This window comes from Cellulomonas sp. ICMP 17802, assembly GCF_041295535.1.
GTDB lineage: Bacteria > Actinomycetota > Actinomycetes > Actinomycetales > Cellulomonadaceae > Cellulomonas.
On sequence record NZ_JBGFQZ010000005.1, the window covers coordinates 93,593 to 116,951 of the forward strand.

Annotated in this window: 23 protein-coding genes and 1 tRNA gene; 10 read left to right on the forward strand and 14 right to left on the reverse strand. The window is 72.9% G+C overall.

All coding sequences use genetic code 11. From position 1 onward, the window contains the following. Nucleotides 1–9 precede the first annotated feature (9 nt). Entirely contained in the window at nt 10–996 is a 987-nt protein-coding gene (locus AB5970_RS07440; protein WP_370503285.1) for an aldose epimerase, read from the forward strand. On the opposite strand, the gene AB5970_RS07445 is transcribed toward AB5970_RS07440, so the two are convergent. Continuing rightward, complete coding sequence (locus tag AB5970_RS07445) at nt 993–2,684, reverse strand: SulP family inorganic anion transporter (protein WP_370503286.1); 1,692 nt, start codon at nt 2,682–2,684, stop codon at nt 993–995. The two genes, AB5970_RS07440 and AB5970_RS07445, sit on opposite strands and share 4 nt — an antisense overlap. A gap of 95 nt (nt 2,685–2,779) precedes the next feature. On the opposite strand from AB5970_RS07445, the gene AB5970_RS07450 reads away from it, so the two are divergent. Continuing rightward, a tRNA-Gly gene (locus AB5970_RS07450) sits at nt 2,780–2,850 on the forward strand. Here the strand turns inward: AB5970_RS07450 and AB5970_RS07455 are convergent. Continuing rightward, nucleotides 2,805–3,512, reverse strand: coding sequence for a DUF4386 domain-containing protein (locus AB5970_RS07455; protein ID WP_370503339.1), 708 nt, complete (start codon nt 3,510–3,512; stop codon nt 2,805–2,807). The two genes, AB5970_RS07450 and AB5970_RS07455, sit on opposite strands and share 46 nt — an antisense overlap. Before the next feature lie 359 nt (nt 3,513–3,871). Between AB5970_RS07455 and AB5970_RS07460 the strand changes: the two genes are divergently transcribed. Next, nucleotides 3,872–8,050, forward strand: coding sequence for a S8 family serine peptidase (locus AB5970_RS07460; RefSeq protein ID WP_370503287.1), 4,179 nt, complete (start codon nt 3,872–3,874; stop codon nt 8,048–8,050). A gap of 209 nt (nt 8,051–8,259) precedes the next feature. Then, entirely contained in the window at nt 8,260–9,060 is an 801-nt protein-coding gene (locus tag AB5970_RS07465) for an ion transporter (protein ID WP_370503288.1), read from the forward strand. Here the strand turns inward: AB5970_RS07465 and AB5970_RS07470 are convergent. Then, entirely contained in the window at nt 9,053–9,658 is a 606-nt protein-coding gene (locus tag AB5970_RS07470) for a GNAT family N-acetyltransferase (protein ID WP_370503289.1), read from the reverse strand. The genes AB5970_RS07465 and AB5970_RS07470 overlap by 8 nt on opposite strands. A gap of 83 nt (nt 9,659–9,741) precedes the next feature. Between AB5970_RS07470 and AB5970_RS07475 the strand changes: the two genes are divergently transcribed. Both AB5970_RS07475 and AB5970_RS07480 read left to right on the forward strand, forming a co-directional pair. Continuing rightward, a complete protein-coding gene (locus tag AB5970_RS07475; RefSeq protein ID WP_370503290.1) occupies nt 9,742–9,981 on the forward strand; it encodes a hypothetical protein in 240 nt (79 codons plus the stop codon). A gap of 30 nt (nt 9,982–10,011) precedes the next feature. Next, nucleotides 10,012–11,976: a glycoside hydrolase family 15 protein gene (locus AB5970_RS07480; RefSeq protein ID WP_370503291.1), complete on the forward strand. Its 1,965-nt coding sequence runs from the start codon at nt 10,012–10,014 to the stop codon at nt 11,974–11,976. Between the two features lie 103 nt (nt 11,977–12,079). Here AB5970_RS07480 and AB5970_RS07485 read toward each other — a convergent pair whose 3' ends face one another. From AB5970_RS07485 to AB5970_RS07515, 7 genes are read right to left on the reverse strand one after another with little or no spacing between them, the layout of a single operon-like run. Then, nucleotides 12,080–12,457 carry a nuclear transport factor 2 family protein gene (locus AB5970_RS07485; RefSeq protein WP_370503292.1) on the reverse strand — a complete coding sequence of 126 codons (378 nt, stop codon included), beginning with the start codon at nt 12,455–12,457 and terminating at the stop codon, nt 12,080–12,082. A 25-nt stretch (nt 12,458–12,482) separates the two neighbouring features. Then, nucleotides 12,483–13,061, reverse strand: a complete 579-nt coding sequence (locus tag AB5970_RS07490; protein WP_370503293.1) for a hypothetical protein — start codon at nt 13,059–13,061, stop codon at nt 12,483–12,485. Then, complete coding sequence (locus AB5970_RS07495; protein ID WP_370503294.1) at nt 13,058–13,633, reverse strand: DUF6286 domain-containing protein; 576 nt, start codon at nt 13,631–13,633, stop codon at nt 13,058–13,060. Before AB5970_RS07495 ends, AB5970_RS07490 begins: the two co-directional genes overlap by 4 nt. Beyond that, a complete protein-coding gene (locus tag AB5970_RS07500) occupies nt 13,630–13,986 on the reverse strand; it encodes an Asp23/Gls24 family envelope stress response protein (protein ID WP_370503295.1) in 357 nt (118 codons plus the stop codon). Before AB5970_RS07500 ends, AB5970_RS07495 begins: the two co-directional genes overlap by 4 nt. Beyond that, nucleotides 13,979–14,158, reverse strand: coding sequence for a hypothetical protein (locus AB5970_RS07505; protein ID WP_370503296.1), 180 nt, complete (start codon nt 14,156–14,158; stop codon nt 13,979–13,981). The genes AB5970_RS07500 and AB5970_RS07505 overlap by 8 nt, the downstream gene beginning before the upstream one ends. Nucleotides 14,159–14,167: 9 nt before the next feature. Further along, complete coding sequence (locus tag AB5970_RS07510; RefSeq protein ID WP_370503297.1) at nt 14,168–14,545, reverse strand: hypothetical protein; 378 nt, start codon at nt 14,543–14,545, stop codon at nt 14,168–14,170. After that, a complete protein-coding gene (locus tag AB5970_RS07515; RefSeq protein ID WP_370503298.1) occupies nt 14,542–15,000 on the reverse strand; it encodes an Asp23/Gls24 family envelope stress response protein in 459 nt (152 codons plus the stop codon). Before AB5970_RS07515 ends, AB5970_RS07510 begins: the two co-directional genes overlap by 4 nt. A gap of 113 nt (nt 15,001–15,113) precedes the next feature. On the opposite strand from AB5970_RS07515, the gene AB5970_RS07520 reads away from it, so the two are divergent. The 4 genes from AB5970_RS07520 to AB5970_RS07535 all read left to right on the forward strand — a co-directional run bounded on the left by AB5970_RS07520 (nt 15,114) and on the right by AB5970_RS07535 (nt 19,717). Further along, nucleotides 15,114–15,704 carry an RNA polymerase sigma factor gene (locus AB5970_RS07520; protein ID WP_370503299.1) on the forward strand — a complete coding sequence of 197 codons (591 nt, stop codon included), beginning with the start codon at nt 15,114–15,116 and terminating at the stop codon, nt 15,702–15,704. Beyond that, on the forward strand, nt 15,701–16,147 hold the full coding sequence (locus AB5970_RS07525) for a hypothetical protein (RefSeq protein ID WP_370503300.1): 447 nt from the start codon (nt 15,701–15,703) through the stop codon (nt 16,145–16,147). The genes AB5970_RS07520 and AB5970_RS07525 overlap by 4 nt, the downstream gene beginning before the upstream one ends. Nucleotides 16,148–16,220: 73 nt before the next feature. Further along, nucleotides 16,221–18,806 (forward strand): circularly permuted type 2 ATP-grasp protein, encoded by a 2,586-nt coding sequence (locus AB5970_RS07530; protein WP_370503301.1) that lies wholly within the window; start codon nt 16,221–16,223, stop codon nt 18,804–18,806. Next, complete coding sequence (locus AB5970_RS07535; protein WP_370503302.1) at nt 18,803–19,717, forward strand: transglutaminase family protein; 915 nt, start codon at nt 18,803–18,805, stop codon at nt 19,715–19,717. Before AB5970_RS07530 ends, AB5970_RS07535 begins: the two co-directional genes overlap by 4 nt. Here the strand turns inward: AB5970_RS07535 and AB5970_RS07540 are convergent. From AB5970_RS07540 to exaC, 4 genes are all read right to left on the reverse strand, one after another. Next, nucleotides 19,714–20,637 carry a hypothetical protein gene (locus AB5970_RS07540; protein ID WP_370503303.1) on the reverse strand — a complete coding sequence of 308 codons (924 nt, stop codon included), beginning with the start codon at nt 20,635–20,637 and terminating at the stop codon, nt 19,714–19,716. The two genes, AB5970_RS07535 and AB5970_RS07540, sit on opposite strands and share 4 nt — an antisense overlap. 128 nt (nt 20,638–20,765) lie before the next feature. Further along, a complete protein-coding gene (locus AB5970_RS07545) occupies nt 20,766–21,296 on the reverse strand; it encodes a DinB family protein (protein WP_370503304.1) in 531 nt (176 codons plus the stop codon). A 63-nt stretch (nt 21,297–21,359) separates the two neighbouring features. Then, nucleotides 21,360–21,749: a DUF779 domain-containing protein gene (locus AB5970_RS07550; RefSeq protein WP_370503305.1), complete on the reverse strand. Its 390-nt coding sequence runs from the start codon at nt 21,747–21,749 to the stop codon at nt 21,360–21,362. A 67-nt stretch (nt 21,750–21,816) separates the two neighbouring features. After that, nucleotides 21,817–23,340 carry an acetaldehyde dehydrogenase ExaC gene (exaC, locus tag AB5970_RS07555; RefSeq protein WP_370503306.1) on the reverse strand — a complete coding sequence of 508 codons (1,524 nt, stop codon included), beginning with the start codon at nt 23,338–23,340 and terminating at the stop codon, nt 21,817–21,819. Nucleotides 23,341–23,359 lie beyond the last annotated feature (19 nt).

Here is a 23,359-nt window from a genome sequence, read left to right on the forward strand (position 1 = left end):
GGTGCTGTCATGACGGCTGTCCAGGAGATCGACGTCCGCGCGCGACCGCTCGCGGGGGGCGAGCGGATGGTCACCATCCGCAACGGCTCGTGGGAGCTCGACGTGCTGCCCGCCACGGGCGCGGCGCTCGCCGGCGGCCGCATCCGCACGAGCGACGGCGTCTGGCGCGACCTGCTGCGCCCGACCCGCCGGACCGTGCTGGGCGAGGCCGAGAAGTGCTCGAGCTTTCCGATGGTCCCCTGGTCCAACCGGATCAGCGACGGCGTGCTGCCGTTCGGCGGGCGCACCTGGCAGCTGCAGCGCAACGGGGCCGACGGCACCGCGATCCACGGCGCCGCCCGGCACACGGCCTGGACGGTGGTCGACCGGACCGAGGCTCGTGTGGTGCTCGAGCTCGACACCACCGAGCTGGTGGGCGTGAACTTCCCCTGGCGGTTCCGCGCGCAGATCACCTACGCGCTGACCGGCGACAAGCTCACCGTCGGCACCTCGCTGCGCAACATCGACGTCGAGCCGTTCCCCGCCGGCTTCGGCCACCACCCGTACCTGCAGCGCACCCTGTCGCCGGTCGGGTCCCCGGCGCCGCTCACGCCGGGCCAGCCCGTGCTCCACGTGCCCGCGCAGAAGGGGTACTCGCTGGTCAACGCGCTGGCCAACGGCCCGGCGGGGTCGGTCCCGCCGCGGGCCGACTTCCGGGTCGCCCGGCCGCTCGGGTCGGCGTTCGTCGACGACGTCCTCACCGCCTGGGAGCCCGGCGCACCCGTCCGGATCAGCTACGACGAGCTCGGCGTGAACCTCGACCTGCACGCCGACCCCGTGTACGCGCACCTCGTCGTCTACGCGCCGCGACGCCGGCCGTACTTCGCCGTCGAGCCCGTCACCAACGTGAACAACGGCTTCTCGCTGCACGCCGCGGGCGTCCCGGGCACGGGCGTCTTCGTCCTCGACCCGGGCGAGGAGCGCTGCGGGGCGTTCACCATGACGTTGAGCAGCTAGCGCAACGACTCCCGGAACGCCTCGACGGCCGCCTCGACCGTGGCGAAGATGTGCGCGTTGTCGAAGTCCGCGAGCGTGCCGTACCGCGTGAGGTCCGCGAGCAGCGCCGGGTCGGCCGCGGCCAGCGCGAACACCCCGTCCTTGGCGTGGACCGCGGTGATCAGCCCGGCGAGCGCGAGGCTGGCGGAGTAGTCGACGTCCGTCAGCGACGAGCAGTCGAGCACCAGCCAGCGCACCTTGTCCGGGGCGGCGTCGATGAGCGCCTGGACATCGTCGGAGAACCGGTTGGCGTTGGCGTAGAACAGCTCGGCGTCGTACCGGAACACGAGCAGGCCCGGGTAGCTCTGCGTGCCGGGGACCGCCTCCGTGTACGACGGGACGCCGTCCTCGCTCACCCCGACGAGGAAGCCCTTCGGCGAGTACGCGCGCCGGATGATCTCGAGGATCGAGAGCACCACCGCGAGGACGATGCCCTCCTGGACGCCGACCGAGAAGACGACCACCGCGGTGAGCAGGGCGATCACGAACTCGCTCACGCGGGCGGCCTGGATGCGGCGCAGACCTCGGACGTCGATCAGCCCGATCCCGATGAGGAACACGATCGCCCCGAGCACGGCCTTCGGCATGTCCGTAAGCAACCCGGTCAGGAACAGCACCACCGCGAGCGCGACGAGCGCCATGCTCATGTTGGCCACCTGCGTGCGACCGCGCTCCTCGTCGAGGATCTGCGTCTTGGTGGGGCTGCCGTTCACGACGAACGTGCCGGTCAGCCCGGCGGCGACGTTGGCCGCGCTGAGCCCGAGGATGTCGCGGTTCACGTCGACGCGCTGGTCGTGCTTCATGGCGAAGCTGCGGGACGTCGCCGCGCTCTGGGCGATGATCAGGACGAAGCACGAGAACGCGATGCCGAGCACCTTGGGCACGTCCGCCCAGTCGATCCCCTGCGGCAGCCCGATCGGCGGGAAGCCACCCTGCACGGCGCCGATGACGGCCACCCCGTGGTTCGTGGCGCCGAGGCTGGCGGAGATCGCGATCGACGCGATGACGGCGATCACCGCCCCCGGCACCCGCGGTGCGAACCGCTTGCAGCCGAGGATGATCAGCAGCGTCCCGGCGGCGAACCCCACGGTCCAGAGGTTGGCGTCGCCGAGGTGCGTGAGCAGGTACCACTGCTGCTGGAACCAGCCGCCCGAACCCTTGGGGATGCCGAGCATGTCGGGGAGCTGCCCGGCGAACACCTGGATCCCGACGCCGGTGAGGAACCCGACGAGCACCGCCGAGCTGAGGAAGTCGCCCAGGAACCCGAGCCGCAGCAGCCGCGCGACGACGAGCAGCCCGCCGCAGACCAGCGCCACCAGGCCGCTCCACGCCAGCCACTCCGCGCTGTTCGGCTCCAGCCCGGCGATCCCGAGCCCCGCCAGCCCGGCGGCCAGGATCGCGGCCGTCGCCGAGTCCGCCCCGACCACCAGCAGCCGCGACGAGCCGAGCAGAGCGAACATGACCGTCGGGAAGATGATCGTGTAGATCCCGGTGACCACGGGCGTCTGGGCGATCGACGTGTAGCCCATCGTCTCGGGGATCGCGACGGCCGCGAGCGTCACGCCGGCGACGACGTCGGGCGCCAGCCACGACCGCTGGTAGCCGCGCAACGCGGACGGGAGGATCGAGCGCGGAGCCGCCGTCGTCATGGGGCCAGTGTGGCCTTGTCCCGGTTTGTCCGGGGAGAGTTCGCCGCGCCTGCCGGTCCGGGTATGCTCTCTGCCGGACCGATCCTGTCGGTCGCGCGGGTGTAGTTCAGTGGCAGAACTTCAGCTTCCCAAGCTGATAGCGCGAGTTCGATTCTCGTCACCCGCTCCCAGGCCCGAGGTCGGGGCGCTCGCGCCCACGACGAGCAGCCACACACCGATGACCAGCTCGAACGGGATGTACAGCGCGTACAGCGCCATGCCGAGATCGCGGTCGCTGTCCCACACGAGCAGCGCGGTGGCGAGCAGGACCAGGGGCACCGCCACGAGACCCCACAGGGCGAGCAGCCGCGGCACGATCCGCGACCGGAAGAGCAGCCCGTACCAGAGCAGGGCGCCGAGACAGAAGAACAGCATGTCGATCTGCGCCGCGTGCCGGCTGAAGTCCAGCGCGATGCCGCCGACCGCACCGCCGTCGACCGCTCCGAGGCTCAGGTCCACCAGGGCGTAGAGACCCAGCGTCTTGACCGCGAGCATCACGGCCTCAGCCATCCACAACCCGAGGGCGATGCGCGCGACAGCAGTGCCCTGGTCGCTCAGGACGGCGTAGAGGAGCGAGGCGAGGACGATGATCCCGGCACTCGTCAGGAGCATCAGCACGATGCTCGCGCGCATCTGGCCGACGTTGCTCGCGATGTTCCGGACGACATCGACGGGACTCCCCGTGAGCATCCCCGCGGACAGCAGCCCCGCGGTGAGGCTCGTGACGAACTGGAAGACGAAGGCTGCGCCGAGGTACCTCCCCGGACGAGCATCTCGTTGCGTGGACATGGCCTTCAACTCCCGATGAGCCGACGCGGCCGCGCGGCCGCATCCGCCTCCAGGCTTCGCCCGGCCTCCGGCGCCACGACAGGGCCGAAAGTCATCGTTCGGTCCATCGAGGCTTCTGGCGGACGCGGCGTCGCGCAGCGCCCTCTCTGTTGACGAGATTGCCGTTCACGCTGCTGACGTTCCTGTGCCTCCGCCGCAACTGATCGCGCGAGTTCGACTCTCGTCACTAGTTCCGTGAGGACGACCCCGCGGAACCGCCCACCACGACGCGCTGATCTGCCATCATTCCGGCAAGCCGACTCAAGTCGTGGCCTTCTTCACCCGATGCGCGAGCATCAGCCCGTCGTCCTGGGAGCCCCGTGAAGCTCGCGCGCACCATCGCCGCCCTCGCCGCGTCCGCGGCCCTGTTCTCCACCGTGGCCCCCGCCGTTGCCGCGCCCGTCGCCCCCGCAGGCACCGGCTCGACGACGAGCACGCAGGGCCCGGACCCGAGGACGACCGACCGGCCGACCGACCGCGGGGACCTGACGCCGCTCGCGGAGCCGGCTCCGTCGGCGGCCGGTGGGTACGCGGACGACCACGTCCTGGTGAGCTGGGCTCCGCGCACGTCGAGCGCGCAACAGCGGTCCGCTATGACTGACGCCGGCGTGACGCCCGCGGGCGCCATCCCCGGTACCACCTACGCGCAGCTCGCGGTCGGGGACGAGGACCCCACGGCAGTCGTCGCCCGGCTCGCCGACGACCCGCGGGTCGCCCACGTCCAGCTCGACCACGTCCGTCATGCCACGCAGTGGACGTCCGACCCCGCGCTCGAGGTTGCCTGGCCCTACATCGACCTCGTGCGGCTGCCCCGCGCGTGGGACGCGAGCACCGGTAGCGGAGTCACGGTCGCTGTCCTCGACACCGGCGTCTCGGCCACCCACGAGGACCTGGTGGGCGCCGTCCTCCCGGGCCGGGACCTCGTCTCCGACGACCTCGACGCGTCGGACCCGGAAGGCCACGGCACCCTCGTCGCGGGCATCATCGCCGCCCACGCCAACACCAAGGGCTCGGTCGGCGCCGCCTACGGCGCGTCGATCCTGCCCGTGCGGGTTCTTGACTCGAACGGCGAGGGGACGGACTCCACCATCGCCGCCGGTATCGCCTGGGCCGTAGCCCATGGCGCGAAGGTGCTCAACCTCTCCCTGGCGGGGCCCGACGAGTCACCCCTCCTGCTGGATGCCATCCAGTCCGCCGTCGCCGCGGGCGCGGTCGTCGTGGCCGCCGCCGGCAACGACGGCACGGACGCCCCGCAGTACCCCGCGGCCTACGCGCCGCAGGTCGCCGGCCTGCTCGCGGTCTCGGCGACCGACGACGACGGAGCGTTGACAAGCTTCTCGACCTGGGGCGACTGGATCTCGCTCGCCGCTCCGGGCTTCCAGATCGTCGGCCCGTCGCACGCGGGCGGCTACGTGTATGCGTCCGGCACCTCGCTCGCAGCCCCGTTCGTCGCCGGCGTGGCCGCGCTCGTCCGGTCCAAGGCAGGCGGTCTGACGCCCGCGGCGGTGGAGGAGCGCCTCGAGCGGACCGCCCGCGACGCCGGCCCGCGTGGGATGGACCCGTACTACGGTTTCGGCGTCGTCGACGCCGCTGCGGCCGTGACCGAGGGCGACTCGTTCCGGGCCGCCGCCGCGGTCCCCCTCGACCGGGCGCCCGGCGACGGTGGTGCGGACGACACCCCGTCGGGGGCCGGAACCATCGAGTCGTGGCGCACCAGCTCGGGCACCATCTCCCCCGAGGGTGACGTCGACTGGTACCGCGTGGCGGTCCTCAGCCAGACCTGGGCGGAGGTCCGGGTGGACGTCCTCGAACCGCAGGGCGACCCAACGGCGCTGGACGCAGCCATCGAGGTCCGCGACGAGAGCGGCCAGATCCTCGCCCGGTCCGTCCCGACGAGCGCCGACGGGCCGGACGCCCGCGTGTCGTTCTCGACCTGGGGCGGCGCCCTTCGCCCCGTCTGGATCCGGGTCTCGAACGCGAACGGGTCGGCTTCCGACGAGCAGTACACCGTCACATACACCGAGACCGGCCCGTCCAGGTTCGCCTCGAGCCTCTCGTCGGTCGGTGCGGCGCCTGGTGCCCTCGCGCTGGGCGACGTCAACTCCGACGGTCGCCCCGACGCCGTCACCGTCGTCGCGTCCGGGGTCGCTGTGCTCCCGGGTGTGGCCGGCGGCGGATTCGGCGCCGCACAGACGACCGCCGTCCCCGCGGGCACCGTGCTCGGCGGGCTGACGGCGGCCTGCGACGTGGCCGTGTCCGACCTCGATGGAGACGGCGACGACGACGTCGTCGTGCCGACGAGCACGGGCTACCAGATCCTTGCCCAGCAGGGCGGCGCTCTCGTGCTGACGACGGCTCTGCCGTTGACCGGTGGCGGCTGCTACGTCGCGGCCGGAGACGTCGACGGTGACGGCCACGTCGACCTCCTGCTAGGCGGGCAGTCGGGCACGACCATGCCGCTCCTCCTGGGGAACGGCACGGGCGGCTTCGTTGCCAGCACACCGGTGCCGACGACCTTGCTGGCACCGACGCTCGACGACGTGAACGGCGACGGCAGGCCGGACGTCGTCGGGCAGGACTCGCTGTACCTCCAGCTGGCCGGCGGCGGCTTCGGACCGCTGGTCACCCTGCCCGACGCCGGGACGACGTGGCTCGGGGTCAGGGTCGGCGACGTCACCGGTGACGGCCGGGCGGACGTGGTGCGGACCGCCGACAGCGACGTCCTGGTGAACGCCCAGCTGGCGTCGGGCGGATTCGCTGCCACCCAGCGATACCCGAGCCACCCGAATACGGGGTCCCCCGTGCTCGGCGATGTCGACGGCGACGGACGTCTCGACGTGCTGGTCCTCGACAACGGCTGGGGACGACTCTGCGTGCACCGGCAGCTGCCGGACGGGACGCTCCGCCAGTGCGAGCCGGAGACCATCCCGAACATGAGCTGGTATCCGCGCGCAGGACTGCAGGTCGGCGACCTGGACGGCGACGGCCGGCTCGACGCGGTCGTGTCTGCCGGGTGGATCGTGGGCCTGCTCCAGCGCCCGAGCGACAGCGCGGGTGGCGCTCCGGGCTTTGTCACCGGCATCACGCCCCTGACGCACTTCTCCGGCGCGCAGCCGCGCCCCGTGGTCACCGTGTCCGTGGATCGCGACCTGCGCGAGCCGCTCCCCGCCACGGTGCGCATCGTCGACGCCGCAGGTGCCACCGTCCCGGCGACCGTCACGTACACGTCGCTCAACGGGCCGCGCCGAATCCTGATCAACCCCACGGCCGACCTCTCGCTCGGCGGCCACTACGAGATCGTCGTCGACGGGCTCACAGACACCACCGGGCAGACGCAGGACGAGCCGGTGCGGTCGTGGTTCACGGTCGCGGCAGGCGGTGACAGGTTCACACCCGTCGATCCCGTGCGCATCGCGGACACCCGGATCGACGGGTTCGGCCCCGTGGCGTCGGGCGAGGAGCTGCAGCTCGACCTGAGCCCGCTCCCAGCCGACGCCACCTCGGTCGTCCTGTCAGTGGCCGCGACCGCGCACGCGTCGGTGGGCAACGTCCGGGTCTTCCCGACGCGGCACGGACTGCCCGCGCCGACCGTCGCCAACCTCAACCTCGTCGCCGGCGTCGACCAGCCGAACCTCGTGACAGTCGGGATCGGTGACGATCGCCTGGTCAGCCTCATGCCGGAGGGACCCACGACCCACCTTGTCGTCGATCTGTTCGGCTACTACAGCCCCGGTGGCGGCACGGCCTTCGAGCCGCTCGACCCGACCCGTGTGCTCGACACGCGCACCGGGACGGGCGTCCCGCAGGCCCGGATCACGGGTGGCCACTGGGTGGACCTGAAGGTCGCTGGGACCGGGATGGTGCCCGCGGACGCATCGGCCGTCGTGCTCAACGTCGCGGGGACCGGTGTGGCCGGACGGTTGTTCGTCGCTGTCTACCCGAGCCCCGACGCCGGCTACCCCGACAGGTCGGGGGGAACGTCCAACCTGAACTTGTACCCGGGCCGCGACCAGTCGAACCTGGTCACCGTCAAGGTCGGCGACGGAGGCCGGATCCGGTTCTGGGTGAACACCTCCTCCACCAACCTCGTGGCGGACCTCGCGGGCTACTACTCGGCCACAGGCGACAACGGCTTCGTTGCGGTGACCCCGACCCGGATCGCGGACACCCGAACCTCCTTGCACCTGCCCGGAATCCTGCGCGCGGGTGTGCCGGTCGATCTCGAGGTGTCGCAGGCACCCTTCGAGCCCGACGCGACCGCGGTCGTCCTGAACATCGCCGGGGTCCGACCGCCGCTCCAGACGCACGTGCGAGTCTTCCCGACCACTGTGCCCGCCACGCTGCCCGACATCGCCACGATCAATCTCGCACCTGGTCGGGACGAGTCCAACCTGGCCATCGTTCGCGTCGGCGACGCAGGCCGGGTCACGCTGTACGCCCGAAGCTCCGACACGCACCTCGTCGTGGACGCATTCGGCTACTTCCGTACGTACCGCTGACCGCCTGATACGAGCTGACGCCGGACGCCCGCGCAGGGCCGGATCCCCACCCTCCTGGGGATCCGGCCCTGCGACGTCTCCCCTAGCGTGCGCCTGTGACTGCGAGGAGTCAAGGAGTGGTTGACACTCGTCACATCGCTCTTCTGACCGTCGCGGTCTCGCCGCGTCGGTCGACGACGAACCGGCCCCGGACTGCAAGACTCCGAATCGTGAGCGCGCCGCGCAGCGAGCTGAAGAGCACCGGCTACGAGATCTTCATCGGTGCGCTGTCGCTGCTGTCGATCTTCAACCTGATCCTGATCGGCTTCGCCCGTCGGGGCGGCGACCTCGACCAGGTCCTGCTGGTCATGAACGCGATCTTCAGCGCCGTGTTCCTCCTCGACTTCAGCTACCGGCTCGCGACGGCCCCGTCGCGCAGCGCCTACTTCTTCCGGCACTTCGGCTGGGCCGACCTGCTGGCGAGCCTGCCGTTCCCGCAGCTCAAGTTCCTGCGCATCTTCCGGCTGGTCCGCGTGTTCCGGCTGCTGCGCGAGGTCGGCGGCCGCGCCGTGCTGCGGAGGCTGGTGCGGGACCGCGCGGGGAGCGCGCTGTACACGCTGCTGTTCACGGGCATCCTCGTGCTCCAGTTCGGCAGCATGGCGATGCTGAGCGTCGAGGCCGACGCCCCCGACGCGAACATCACCGACGCGTCCGACGCCCTCTGGTACACCATCGTGACGATCTCGACCGTCGGGTACGGCGACCGCTACCCGGTGACCAACGGGGGGCGGGTGATCGGCGCGATGATCATCGTCGTCGGCGTCGGCATCTTCGGGACGTTCACCGGCTACCTGGCCAACCTCTTCCTGGCGCCCCGCAAGACGGCGAAGCAGCCCGACGACGAGGCCGCCGCGCCGATCGAGCGGTTGCGCGCCCTCCTCGCGCTCCCGGGCGCCAGCCTCGCGGACGTCGACCGGGTCCTCGGGCTGCAGCGCGACACGCCGTCGGAGGGCGACGGTCCCGTCAGCTGAGGTCGAGCGTGAGGGTCCGGCCCCACTGGTGCTGGACGCCCAGGGTGAACCCGACGCGGTGGTAGAAGGCGATCGCCCCCTGGTTGCGGTCGTCGACGCCCAGGTGCACGCCCGGCACGCCCCGCTCGCGCAGGGCGGCCGACAGGGTCTCGACCAATTGGCGCCCGAGCCCCTGGCCCTGCGCGCGGGGCAGCAGGTCGATGTGCATGTGCGCCGGGAACCGCTCGGCGAGCGCCGGGTCGGCGCGCGGCCAGTCGTGGATGCGCTGCACCAGCGCGTGGTCCTCGGTGCCGTCCCGAGGATCCTCGCGCAGCGGGTAGCGCGCCCGCAGGGTGGGCCACCAGGCCTCCTCGAGCCACTGCTCGAAGCGGGCGGTGTCGGCGGTCGCGACGATGTAGCCCACGAGCCCGAGCTCGTCGACGGCGACGAACGTGAGGCCCGGATCGGCCACCGGGTACGGCCCGGCGTAGAGGTGCGACAGCAGGTCGGGGTCCCGGTAGAGCGACGTCGCGTCGCCGCCCACCTCGCCCGTGAGCAGGCAGATCCGGTAGATCGAGGGCAGGTCGGACGGGTGGTACGGCCGGATGACAGCGGGCATGAGCACGACCATCTCACGGGTCCGCAGGCACTTGCCGCGCGCATTCGTTGCAGGATCGTCGGCGACGTGCCGATGTCTACGGTGTGACGCTCATCACCGACTCCGCCCCCGACGTCCTGCACCAGGTGTTCGTCGTCGCCGTCGGCAAGTGCGACGACGACGGCAACCCGCTCGGCCCGCTGTACAGCGTGCTGAGCTGCGCGCCTGAGCTCCATGCGAGCGAGGTGGTTGCGACGCCCGCCGAGGCGTTCGAGCTCGCCCGCGCGCGCATCGACGCCCAGCCCGACCCCGAGACCTACGAGATCGTCAGCCTCCTGTACTGACAGGCGGGGCCGGATCGGTCACGCTGGAGCATGGCGCTCTCGTCACCCGCCGGCCACCACGCCTCGGTCGTGCGCGCCGTCCCGGACGGGGACGGCTCCCACCGGTCCGCGTTCCCGCCCATCGCGAGCTACGCGTTCCTGTCCGACTGCGAGTCGAACTGCCTGATCTCCCCCTCCGGCGCCGTCGAGTGGATGTGCGTCCCCCGGCCCGACTCCCCGAGCATCTTCGCCGCCGTGCTCGACCGCGGTGCCGGCACGTTCCGCGTGGGGCCGCACGGCATCCGCGTGCCGACGGCCCGCCGCTACCTGCCGGGCACCCTCGTCCTCGAGACCACCTGGCAGACCCCGACCGGCTGGCTCATCGTGCGCGACGCGATGGTCATGGGCCCGTGGCACAACCAGGAGGAGCGTTCCGCCACCCACCGGCGTACCCCGACCGACGACGACGCCGAGCACATCCTCCTGCGCACCGTCACCTGCGTGAGCGGCACGGTCGACCTGCAGATCGAGTGCGACCCGTCGCCGGACTACGGCCGCAGCGACGCGCACTGGGAGTACGACGGCGCCGGCTACAACGCCGTGCACGCGACCCCTCCGGAGGGCAGCCGGTGCCCGACCCTGCGCCTCACCTCGAGCCTGCGGATGGGCATCGACGGCCGCACGGCGTCGGCGCGGACGCGGATGGTCAACGGCGACAAGGCCTACGTCGCGCTGTCGTGGTCGACCCTGCCGGCGCCGACCACGTGGGAGGCCGCCGCCGACCAGCTGTGGCGAACCCAGGAGTTCTGGCGCGAGTGGATCACGCAGGGCGTCTTCCCCGACCACCCGTGGCGCACCTACCTGCAGAGCAGCGCCCTGACCCTCAAGGGTCTCACCTACGCGCCGACCGGCGCCCTGCTCGCCGCGGCGACCACGTCCCTGCCCGAGACCCCCGGCGGGGAGCGCAACTGGGACTACCGGTACGCGTGGATCCGCGACTCGACCTTCGCGCTCTGGGGGCTCTACACGCTCGGGCTGGACCGCGAGGCCAACGACTTCTTCGCGTTCATCCACGACGTCTGCCGGGACAACAAGGACCTGCAGATCATGTACGGCGTCGGCGGGGAGGAGCGGCTGGAGGAGCAGGAGCTGGGCCACCTCTCCGGGTACGAGGGCGCGTCGCCGGTGCGCGTGGGCAACGCGGCCTACGACCAGGCGCAGCACGACGTGTGGGGCGCGGTGCTCGACTCCGTCTACCTGCACACCCGCTCGCGCGAGCAGCTGCCCGAGTCCTTGTGGCCCGTGCTGAAGCGCCAGGTCGAGGCGGCGATCCGGCACTGGCACGAGCCCGACCGGGGGATCTGGGAGGTCCGGGGCGAGCCCCAGCACTTCACGTCGAGCAAGCTCATGTGCTGGGTGGCCCTCGACCGCGGCGCCCGCCTGGCGCGCATGCACGACGAGCACGACTTCGCGACCCAGTGGAGCAAGCTCGCGGCCGAGATCCACGCCGACATCTGCGCCAACGGCGTCGACGAGCGCGGCGTCTTCGTCCAGCGCTACGGGTCCGACGCCCTCGACGCCTCGCTGCTGCTGGTGCCCCTGCTGCGGTTCCTGCCGGCCGACGACCCCCGCGTGCGCGCCACCGTCCTCGCGATCGCCGACGAGCTCACCACCGACGGCCTGGTGCTGCGCTACCGCGTCGAGGAGACCGACGACGGCCTGGCCGGCGAGGAGGGCACCTTCACCATCTGCTCGTTCTGGCTGGTCTCCGCCCTGGTCGAGATCGGCGAGCTGGCCCGCGGCCGCGCCCTGTGCGAGCGGCTGCTCTCGTTCGCCGGCACCCTGAGCCTCTACGCCGAGGAGATCGACCCGCGCTCGGGCCGGCACCTGGGCAACTTCCCGCAGGCCTTCACCCACCTGGCGCTCATCAACGCGGTCATGCACGTCATCCGCGCCGAGGAGAGCGCGGGGCACGACGGCATCCACTTCGAGCCCCCGAACCGCCGCAACGGCTGACGGCCGAGGACGTCGGGTTGTCGAAGGGCTCGTGTGCAGGGTTGTTTGCGCCCAGCGCAACGGACTCTTCACGCGAGGGCCGAATCGCCGAGGACGCCTTCGGTCAGCCGACGCCCGATGCCGTGTACGGCTTGTCCGGCCAGTACGCCCACTCCTCGAAGAGCTCCGCGCGCCCGTCGGGCCCGAACCGCAGCACCCACAGGTCGCGGTACTCCTGGGGCTTGTCCCCGCCGTACCGGACCTCGACCCGCACCACGGCGTCGGGCCCGTCGGCGGCGATCACGCTCGCGGTCATCTCGAACGGGGTGTCGTCCTTCCAGAAGGACCTGATCGCGTCGAGGCCTTCCAGCGGCTCGGCGTCGTACGGCGAGCGCAGGTAGCGCGCGTCCTCGTGGAACAGCCGGTCCAGCCCGTCCACGTCCTGCGCGCGCCACGCCTGCTCGTACCGCTCGACCCAGCCGGTGACCGCGTCCCTGCCCATGCACCAAGTCTCCACCCGGCACCGGTCAGCGCACGCGGGGTCCGGCCTCCCCGCGCCGCAGCACCGACAGCTCCACGCGCGACCGCAGCTGGTCCGCGGGCAGCACCCGGGCGAGGTCGGCGAGCACCCCGTCGCACGCGGCGACGACGGCGTCGAGGTCGGAGTCCGGGTCGACGGTCGCCCGCAGCCGGACCACGAGCTCGCCGCGGTCGGACAGGACGGCGCCGCTGGCCGACCGGATCAGGGGGTCGTCGGCGAGCACCTCGGCGGCCGTGGCCACCGCGGGACCTGGCTCGACGACCACGCGGCCGGGCACCGACCCGGACGGCAGCCGCAGCGAGCCGACGGCACGCCGGGGCAGGTGCGCGAGCAACCACCACAGGCCGATGACCACGAGCGCGACCCCGACGACACCCGCGAGGACGGCGAAGTTCGGCGCGTCGGCCACGCGGGAGGTGTCGACGTCGACCGACGACGGGACGTCCGGCCACACGTCGGCGAGGAAGCCCACCTGCCAGCCGACCGCGGCGACGCCCGCCACGACCAGCACCAGGCCGAGCAGCAGCACGAGCACGCGGTCGAACGCGAGGATCGAGCGCCTCATCGCCCGTCACCGCCCGAGTGCAGGCCGGAGGTCACGCGGGTGACCACCTTCACGGTCAGCGGCTGCACCAGCGGCGCGAGGCGGTCGGTCACGGCCGCGCGCACGTCGTCGGCGACGTCGTCGCCCTCGAGCGTCGTGACGGTCACGGTGACCGAGCGCCGGCTGGCCGACGCTCTGGCCGAGAGCACCAGGTCGACGTCGTCGGCGGCGGAGGCCGCCAGGCGCGCGGCGTCGGCGATCCCGATGGTCGTCCCGGTGGACGACGTCACGGCCAGGCGCGTCCGGACCCGGCGGCCCAGGGCGAGCACCACGAGCCAGAGCCCGAGCAGCGCGACCACCACGCCGACCACCGTGACCAGGGCCGACGGCTCGGTCCCGTCCAGGCCGTCGACGACGGGCGCGATCCACGGCTCGCCGTCGAGACGGCCGGCCGCCACCAGCGCGTCGCGCACGACGAGCACGCCGAGGGCCACGAGCAGGACCGCGAGCGCGATGCTCCACCACGCCACCCGGCCGGCCCGCGTGGCCGCGGCGGCGGGCGCGAAGCCGTTCGGCGCGTCGACGGGGGTCATCGGACCCTCGCCGTCGGCCGGGCCGACGCGGAGCGCACGACTTCACGCACAGCGACGCTCACCTGCAGCACGTCCTGGCCGGCCTGGCGCTCGAGCTCCCGGCGGACCGCCTCCTGGACCTGGCCGGCGACCTGCGCGGACGAGGCCGGCCACGTCAGCGCGACCTCGACGGTGACGCGCGCACGCGCCCCGGTCCGCTGCAGCTGCACGCGCGGGTAGAGCCGACCGAGGGTGCGCTCGACCGTGCCGGCGTACTCCTCCGGCGCCACGCCGGGGACCCCGAGGGTCACCTGGCGGGCGATCCGGGTCAGCGCGCGGTCGGTGACGGTGAGCGTGCCGCGACCGTCAGCCACGGCGACGTCCCGCGACCACGCCGGACAGGTCGAGCCGGCCGTCGACGACGAGGCCGACGAGCACCCCGACCGCGGCGAGCACGACGGCGAGCATGAACATGCTGAACCCGCCGACGGCGGCGACGAGGGCGAGCAGCAGGCCGGCGAACAGCCCGATGGCGACAGACGACATGGTGACTCCTCAGACGATGGTGTCGATGTCCTCGACGTGGACGCGGACGGGCATCGGGGCGATCGCGGACACCGCGCGCTGGACGCGGGCCGCGGTGTCCGGGACGGGGACCAGGTCGGAGACGACGACGTGCACCTCGGTGCCCTCGTCGTCGATCCGCACCCCGGTCACGCGGCGCCCCGGGAGGTACGTGCCCAGCTCGCCGAACCGGCCGCCGTGCAGCCGGACGACGCCCGGGACCGCCAGGACGGTGGCCGCCACGGTCTCGGCCGGGGAGAGCGGGGGGACGTCGCCGACGACGACCTGCTCGGGCTCGGTCAGGTCGAGCGGGGCGACGTCCGGCGCGACCTCGAGGGGCGTCGGCACGTGCTCGGTCCCGTCGGTCACTGGACGCGCTGCTCCTGCGGGGCGGCCGGCTGCGCGTCGTCCTGCGGGAGGTGGACGTCGTTGACCGTCACGTTGACCTCGACCACGTGCAGGCCGGTCATCCGCTCGACGGCGCTGATCACGTTGCGGCGGATCCCGTCGGCCAGGTCGGCGATCGAGACGCCGTACTCGGCGACGAGGTCGAGGTCGACGGCCGCCTCGGTCTCGCCCACCTCGACGGACACGCCCTGCGAGTGGTTGGTGCGCGCGCCGGGGATGCGCTCGCGCAGGTTGCCGATGGCCCGCGCGGCTCCCCCGCCACCGAGGGAGTGCACCCCCGTGACCTCGCTCGCGGCGATGCCGGCGATCTTGCTGACCACCGTGTCGGCGATCGTGGTGCTGCCCTCGGGCGTGACCAGGGCGCTCTGCCGCGCTCGGGTGGCGGGTGCGGTGACGGTCGTGGCGGACTCGCTCATGGTGACCTCTCTCGACTGGTCCGTGCGGTGCACGGTGGCGTACCCCTGGTTGGTCGCCGCTTCGTCCGATTCGTCACGGGCCACGCGATGTGATCTGGGTCACACTGGTCAGGATGCGGGACCGGCCCGGTGGCCGCACGCTGCTCGGGATGGACGGGGTGGACGCTGGGGACGAGGTGCTCGCGCGGCGAGCGGGCCTCGGCGACCGCGAGGCGTTCCGGGTGATCGTCGACCGGCACGGTCCCGCCCTCTATCGCTATGCCCGTCGCATGCTCGATGATCCTCACGACACCGAGGACTGCGTCCAGGAGGCCTTCGCCTCCGCGTGGACCTCCCTGCCGCAGTTCGAGGGCCGCTCGTCGCTGCGCACGTGGCTGTTCTCGGTCACCGCGCACAAGGTCCGGTCCCTCCAGCGCCGACGTACCCGCACCGCCCTGCCCCTACCGTTCTCCCCCGACGACGAGGTGGACCGCCGGGCGGTCGACCCGGAGCTCGTCGCGGAGGGCGCCGACCTGCTCGAGGCACTGAACGACGCACTGCGTGAGCTCCCGCCGGGACCACGGTCGACGTGGCTGCTCCGGGAGGTGGAAGGTCTGACGTACGAGCAGATCGCGGAGGTCTCGGGCACGACGACGAGCACCGTCCGCGGGCAGCTCCACCGGGCGCGAGCCCACCTGGTCAAGCGGATGGAGGCGTGGCGATGAACGGGGAGCAGCTGCTCGCGCAGGCCGCCCGGACGCTGCGCGAGCACACCGACGCGGGCTGGGTGGCGCTGCGCGACGACGTCGTCGCGGTCGCCGTCCGGGCCTTCCGTCCGTCCGCCCCCGTCCGGGGCCGGCTGTCCGAGGGCGAGCTCTTCGTGGCGTCGACCGTCCTGGTGGCCGGGGTGCGAGCGGCGCTCGCCGAGGTCGCCGACGCCGGCGCGCTCCGGATCACCTGCACCACCACGCCCGACGACGACCTGGACCGGCTCACCGTCGAGCTCGTCGCGCTCTACGGCACACCGCTCCTGCCGCTGGCCGACGAGGTGCGCCGCCTGGCCGCGACCGCCGTCGCCGAGACCCTCGGCCTCACCGACCCGCCACTGGCGCGTGTGCGCGTGGACGTGTCCGTGGGCGACGTGACCTCCGACCGCCGGCGGCTGTGACGACCTCCGAGTCCGACGAGGACACGCAGGTCAGGCCGCCCGGGATCCGTCGTCATGAGACACACTCCTCTCTGTGACCGACCTGCTCTCGTCCCCACGCCCGCAGGGCGAGTCGGGGCTCGTCGAGCATCGCGCCGACTGGTCGTGGCTCCCGGACCTCGCGGACGTGCCGTCCGCCCCGGACCTCGCGCGCGCCCGGGACGAGGCCGAGCGGCTGCTGGCGGACCACGGCGTCACGTACGGCGCGGACCAGGAGGACGGCGAGCACCCCTGGCACCTGGACCCCCTGCCGGTCATCGTCGACGAGCCCGAGTGGGCGCGGCTCGACGCCGGCCTGGTGCAGCGGGCCGAGCTGCTCGACGCGATCCTGCAGGACGCCTACGGCCACCGCCGCCTGCTCACCGACAAGCTGCTGCCGCCGACGATCGTGCTCGGCCACCCCGGCTTCGTGCGCGCCGTCGACGGCCTGCGGCTGCCCGGCGGCCGCGAGCTCGTGCTCACCGCCACCGACCTGGTGCGCGACGGCGCCGGGGCGTGGTGCGCGGTGGCCGACCGGACGCAGGCACCCTCGGGCGTCGGGTACGCGATGGAGGACCGGCGGATCGTCTCGCAGGTGCTCTCGGGCGTGTACCGGCAGGCGTCGATCCAGCGGCTCGGACCGTTCTTCCGCGCGCTGCGGCTCGCGCTGCGGGACGTCGCGCCCGGCCAGACCGAGCAGCCCCGGGTCGTCCTGCTCACCTCCGGGCCGGCGAGCGAGACCGCGTTCGACCAGGCCTACCTGGCGTCGATGCTCGGCTTGCCGCTGGTGGAGGGCTCCGACCTGCTGGTCCGCGAGGGCCGGGTCTGGATGCGGGGCGTCGAGGGCCTCGAGCCGGTCGACGTGGTGCTGCGGCGCGTCGACGCCGAGTGGTGCGACCCCCTCGACCTGCGGCAGGGGTCGCGGCTCGGGGTCCCCGGGCTGGTCCGGGCCGTGCGCGCGGGGACGGTCAGCGTGGTGAACCCGCTCGGCAGCTCGGTGCTCGAGAACCCGGCCCTGCTCACGTACCTGCCGCGGCTGGCCCACGCGGTCCTCGACCAGGACCTCGCGCTGGCGTCGGCCCCCACCTGGTGGTGCGGCGAGCCGAGGTCGTTGCAGCACGTGGTGAGCCGGCTCGAGCAGCTGGTCATCCTGCCCACCGTCCGGGGCACCGACATCGGCACGATCCTCGGCTGGACGCTGAGCCACCGCGAGCGCGAGCAGCTGGCCGCGCGGATCACCGCCGAGCCGTGGCTCTGGGTGGGGCAGGAGCCCGTCGGACCGGCGGGCCCGACGGTCGACGGGACGCCGGTGGGCGTCGGCAGCGACCTGCCGTCGGCCGAGGGCGTCGGCCCCGCGGACCTCGGCCCGCGCGCCGCCGTGCTGCGGACGTACGCGGTCGCGCACCGGGAGACGTACACCGTCATGGCCGGCGGCCTGGCGCGCGTCGCGTCCGGGCACGTCGTCTCGTCGGCCCTGGGCGCCGCGGCCAAGGACGTGTGGGTGCTCTCCACGCAGCCCGACGCCCCGGTCGAGCCGTGGGTGCCGTCCGACGAGTCCGCGGCGGGCGAGACTCCGGCGGCGCGACGCCCCGCGACCGGCATCTCGCCCCGCACCGCCGAGAACCTCTACTGGATGGGCCGCTACGCCGAGCGCGCCGAGGACTCCGCCCGGGTGCTGCGCGTGGTCATCGACCGCTGGGACGACTTCCACCGGCGACCGGCCTCCGCGGGCGGGCGCGCGCTCGACGTGCTCCTGTCCGCGCTGACCTCGACGGAGCAGCCGGCCCCCGCGTTCCGCGACCTGGTGCTGGACCCGCGGACCGCCGGCACCGTCGCCCGCTCGGTCCGGCGGCTGGCCACGTCCGCCGCCGCGGTCCGCGACCAGCTGTCGACGGACACCTTCGGCCCGCTGGCCCGCATCGACCGCGCCCTGCGGGACGAGCGGAACAAGACCCGGGGCCGGTCGCCCGGCCACGACTCGCTCGACCTCGGCGTCGTCGGCGGGAACACGGCCACCGCCGGGCTGCGGCCCGCGCTCGACAAGGTGCTCGAGGGCCTGCTCGCCATCGCGGGCATCACGGCCGAGGGGCTCGTGCGGGACGTCGGCTGGCAGTTCCTCGACGCCGGCCGGCGCATCGAGCGCGCGCAGCACCTGGTGGAGAGCCTGCTGGCCACGGTGGTGCAGCAGCGGCCCGCGGACGTCGACTCGGTGGTCCGGGAGTCCGTGCTGCTGGCCCACGAGTCGGCCATCACGTTCCGCCGCCGGCACCAGACCGGGGCGGGCCTGGCCGAGCTGCTCGAGCTGCTGCTGCTGGACCCCACCAACCCCCGCTCGCTGGCCTACCAGCTGGACCGGCTGCGCGAGTCGCTGGCCCTGGTGCCCCTGGCCGGCCGAGCCCCCGACCAGCGCGACCACCTGCTGTCCGACGTCGTCGACCTGCTCGCGGAGGTGGACCCCGTGGCGATCGCCGGCGCGGTCACGGAGGACGGTCGGCGCGCCCGGCTGGCCGAGACGCTCGAGTCGATGCTCTGGCGCCTGCACTCGGCGGCGGACGAGATCGAGCGCGTGCACTTCGTGCGCCTGGCCCCGAGCCGCGCGCTCGAGGACCCCTGGGACGCCCGGGACGGTGGTGGCGAGTGACCCGCACCTACGACCTGGTGCACCGCACCACGTACACGTACGCCAACGCGGTCACCGACTCCTACGGCCGCACGACCATGACCCCGCGCGACGTGCCCGGGCAGGCCTGCCTGTCCACGTCGATCGAGATCGAGCCCCCGCCCGCCGACACCGCCACGCACGTCGACTACTACGGCAACAGGACGACGTACTTCGGGGTCACGACGCCGCACACGCGGCTGGTGGTCACCGCGCGGTCCACCATCGAGGTGACCCGCCACGCCCCGGACCCCGCCGCGCTGCCCACCGTGGGCTGGCTCGAGGTCGCGCACAAGGTCGCCGTCGGCGAGGTCGGCCGGCTCGACCCCAGCATCGTCGACCTGCGCGAGGCCCTCCTGCCGTCCCCCCACGTGCGGTTCGCCGACGAGGTCCGCGACTGGGCGGCCCCGACGTTCGACGGGGACCGGCCGATCGTCGAGGTGCTGGTCGAGCTGGCGCACCGGATCCGCACCGAGCTCGCGTACCGGTCGGGCTCCACCACCGTGCACACCACGCAGGCCCAGCTGCTGGCCCAGAAGGCGGGCGTCTGCCAGGACTTCGCGCACCTGATGATCGCGGCGCTGCGCCTGCACGGCCTGCCGGCGCGGTACTCCAGCGGATACATCGAGACCCGCCCGCCGGCGGGCCGGGAGAAGCTGCGCGGCGCCGACGCGTCGCACGCCTGGGTGTCGGCGTGGGTGCCGGGGGCCGGATGGGTGGAGGTCGACCCGACCAACGACCAGCTGGTGGACGACCGGTACGTGCTGCTCGGCTGGGGTCGCGACTACGACGACGTGCCGCCCCTGCGCGGCGTCATCTTCACCGAGGGGTCGGGGTCGCGCCTGACGGTGTCCGTGGACCTGGTGCCGTCCGGCAGCGAGCCGTTCGCCTAGCGTCCGGCCGTCGACCGGTCGCGCAGCTCGTCGGCCGGCACCACGAACCCGCCGCCGTCCACCACGGTGCCGCCGACCGCGCGCCACAACGCCGCCGCGACCCGGGCGACCGACGGCTGGACGCGCGAGCGCGCGATGAGGTGCAGCTGCGACGGGTGCTCGCTGCGCAGCTCCTCGGGGTCCGGCGGGTGCCAGCTGACGTGGTAGGACCACGGGCCGTACTCGCGCCAGTCGAGACGCGACAGCGCCACCGGGACCTCCCGCGACCGACCGGTCCGCACGGTGATCGACCCGTCGTACTCGAACGTCCCGGTGACGGAGAACGGCGCCGGGCCGTCCCCCGGCTGCTGCGACTGGGGGACGTCGGTCGGGCCCACCCGCGCACCGGTCATGGCCGGCCGGACCAGCGGCAGCGCGTCCTGCGCCGACAGGGGGACCGGGGACCAGAGGGTCAGATCGACCGCCGACCCGGGGTCCGGGACGACGAGGCGGGCACGGTCCGCGGGGACGATCGCGCCGGCCGTGCGCCGCGCCGCGGCGGACATCCAGCCGTGGGCGAGGTCCGGCGCGTCGTCCTCGTCGGACGGCACCACCGCGTACAGGTCGACGTCCTGGGGGATCAGGCCGGCGGCCTGCGCCTCGGGCCGGGCCAGCGTCGTCGGACCCTCGAGCGACGCCGAGGCGTCCAGCCGCAGGGAGCCGGGCGCGGGCGCCACCTCCTCGGTGACGATGCCCCGGAACCGCGCGCCGGTCATCGGGCGCGCGGTCGCCGCCGCCTCAGCCCGGCTCACCGGCGGTCGCTCCCAGGCGGCGTCGGGGAACCAGGCCGCGGCCAGGGCGACCACGTCGGTGCCGCGCGGCACCACGAGCACGTGGCGCCCGTCGAGGTCACCCGGGAGGTCCACCTGCGACTGGCTCATGGCGGCGGACGGTACACACCCCGTGATGCGGGCGTGTTACGGATCCGGCGTCGTCTCGCCCGTCGTCGCACTTTCCACAGGTTTCACCCGCTGCACACACCCCTGTGGACGAACCCTGTGGACAACTGTCAGGCGTGCACGTCGTGCAGGTGGTGGACCACGTCGTGCAGGAAGTACTGGCCGAGCGTCAGCACGGTGAACTCGGAGCCGTTGGAGCGCCGGCCCGACCGGTCCCACTGGTCCCCGGAGACACCGTCGAAGCGGGCGGCGGTGACCTCGGCGGCGGCCACCAGCTGCTCGGCGACGACCGTCGGGTCCTGCTCGGCGTACCGCTCCTCGAGGGCCGTGGCGTCCTGGTCCCAGTTGTCGAACAGCGGGTCGTCCCGCGTGAGGAGCAGGTCCAGGCGCCCGCCGAAGATCCGGAACACGTCGCGCACGTGGGCGCCGTACTCGAGCGTCGACCACGTGGTCGGGGCCGGGCGCTCGCGGGCGTCGGGCCGGTGCAGCGCCGACACCCACCGCGGCGTGAGGTCCCGCACGGTCCCGCCGATGGCGGGCCCGTCCACGTCCGCGGCGGTGAACCCGCACTCCGGGCAGCGCTCCGACAGGACCCACGTCCAGTCCTTGGTGTCGGGCTGGATCTCTTCGTTGCTGGTCATGCACGGCACGCTAGACGACCACGGCGCCGACGAACCGCCCCGCGACGTCGAATTCCCGCCAGCTCAGAGCACGCCGGCCGCGCGCAGGTCCACCACCTCGTCGTCGGTCAGCAGGCGCGAGCGGATCAGGAACCGGACGCCCTCGGGGGCCTCGAGCGAGAACCCCGCGCCGCGGCCCGTCACCACGTCGACCGTCAGGTGCGTGTGCTTCCAGTACTCGTACTGCGCCTTGCTCATCCAGAACGGCACGACGGCGCCGTCACCGAGCGACAGGTCGCCCAGGTACGCGTCGGCGTCGCCGGTGAGGAAGTCGCCCTGCGCGAAGCACATGGGTGACGACCCGTCGCAACACCCTCCCGACTGGTGGAACATCAGCTCGCCGTGCCGGACGCGCAGCTGCCGCAGCATCGCGGCCGCGCTGTCGGTCAGGTCGACCCGGTCCGGCACGTTCATCTGCCCTCCCCCTCGCTGACGACCGGGCGGGGGCTCCTCTCGAGCCCCCGCCCCGCCGCTGTCCCGGTCAGAAGAAGCCGAGCTTGGCGCCCGAGTACGAGACCAGCAGGTTCTTGGTCTGCTGGTAGTGGTCGAGCATCATCTTGTGGTTCTCGCGGCCGACGCCCGAGCCCTTGTAGCCGCCGAACGCGGCCGCCGCCGGGTACGCGTGGTAGCAGTTGGTCCACACGCGCCCGGCCTGGATGTCCCGGCCCGCCCGGTAGGCGATGTTGGCCTCGCGGGTCCACACGCCGGCGCCCAGGCCGTAGAGCGTGTCGTTCGCGGTGTGGATGGCGTCCGAGTAGTCCTCGAAGCTGGTCACGGCGACCACGGGACCGAAGATCTCCTCCTGGAAGATCCGCATCGAGTTCTTGCCCTCGAAGATGGTCGGCTGCACGTAGTACCCGTCGGCCAGGTCGCCGTCGAGGTGCCGACGCCCGCCGCCGGTGAGCACCTTGGCGCCCTCGGCCTTGCCGATGTCGATGTAGCTGAGGATCTTCTCCAGCTGGTCGTTGGACGCCTGCGCGCCGATCATCGTGTCGGTGTCCAGCGGGTTGCCCTGCACGATCGCCTCGGTCCGCGCGATGGCGTCGGCCAGGAACCCGTCGTAGATCGACGCCTGGATGAGGGCGCGCGACGGGCACGTGCACACCTCGCCCTGGTTCAGCGCGAACATGCCGAAGCCCTCGAGCGCCTTGTCGTAGAACTCGTCCTTCTCCCGCGCCACGTCCTCGAAGAAGAGGTTGGGGCTCTTGCCGCCCAGCTCGAGCGTGACCGGGATGATGTTCTGCGACGCGTACTGCATGATCAGCCGACCGGTCGTGGTCTCACCGGTGAACGCGATCTTGCGGATGCGCGGCGACGACGCCAGCGGCTTGCCGGCCTCGACCCCGAACCCGTTGACGACGTTGAGCACCCCCGCGGGGATGAGGTCGCCGATCAGGTCCATGAGCAGCAGGATCGAGGCGGGCGTCTGCTCGGCGGGCTTGAGCACGACGCAGTTGCCGGCCGCGAGCGCGGGCGCCAGCTTCCAGGTCGCCATGAGGATCGGGAAGTTCCACGGGATGATCTGGCCGACGACGCCCAGCGGCTCGTGGAAGTGGTACGCCACGGTGTCCTCGTCGAGCTGCGAGATCGAGCCCTCCTGCGCGCGGATCGCCCCGGCGAAGTACCGGAAGTGGTCGATCGCCAGCGGGATGTCGCACGCCAGGGTCTCGCGGACCGGCTTGCCGTTCTCCCACGACTCGGCGACCGCGAGCATCTCGAGGTTCTGCTCCATGCGGTCGGCGATCTTGTTGAGGACGAGGGCCCGCTCCGTGGCGGACGTCTTGCCCCAGCTGCGTGCGGCACCGTGGGCGGCGTCGAGCGCCCGCTCGATGTCGTCGGCGTCCCCGCGGGCCACCTCGCAGAACGCCCGGCCGTTCACGGGGCTGGGGTTCTCGAAGTAGCGGCCGGCCGCCGGGGCGACGAACTCGCCACCGATCCAGTGGTCGTAGCGCTCGCGGTAGGTGACGATGCTCCCGGGCGTCCCGGGTGCTGCGTAGACGGTCATCGCGCCTCCTGGCAGTTGC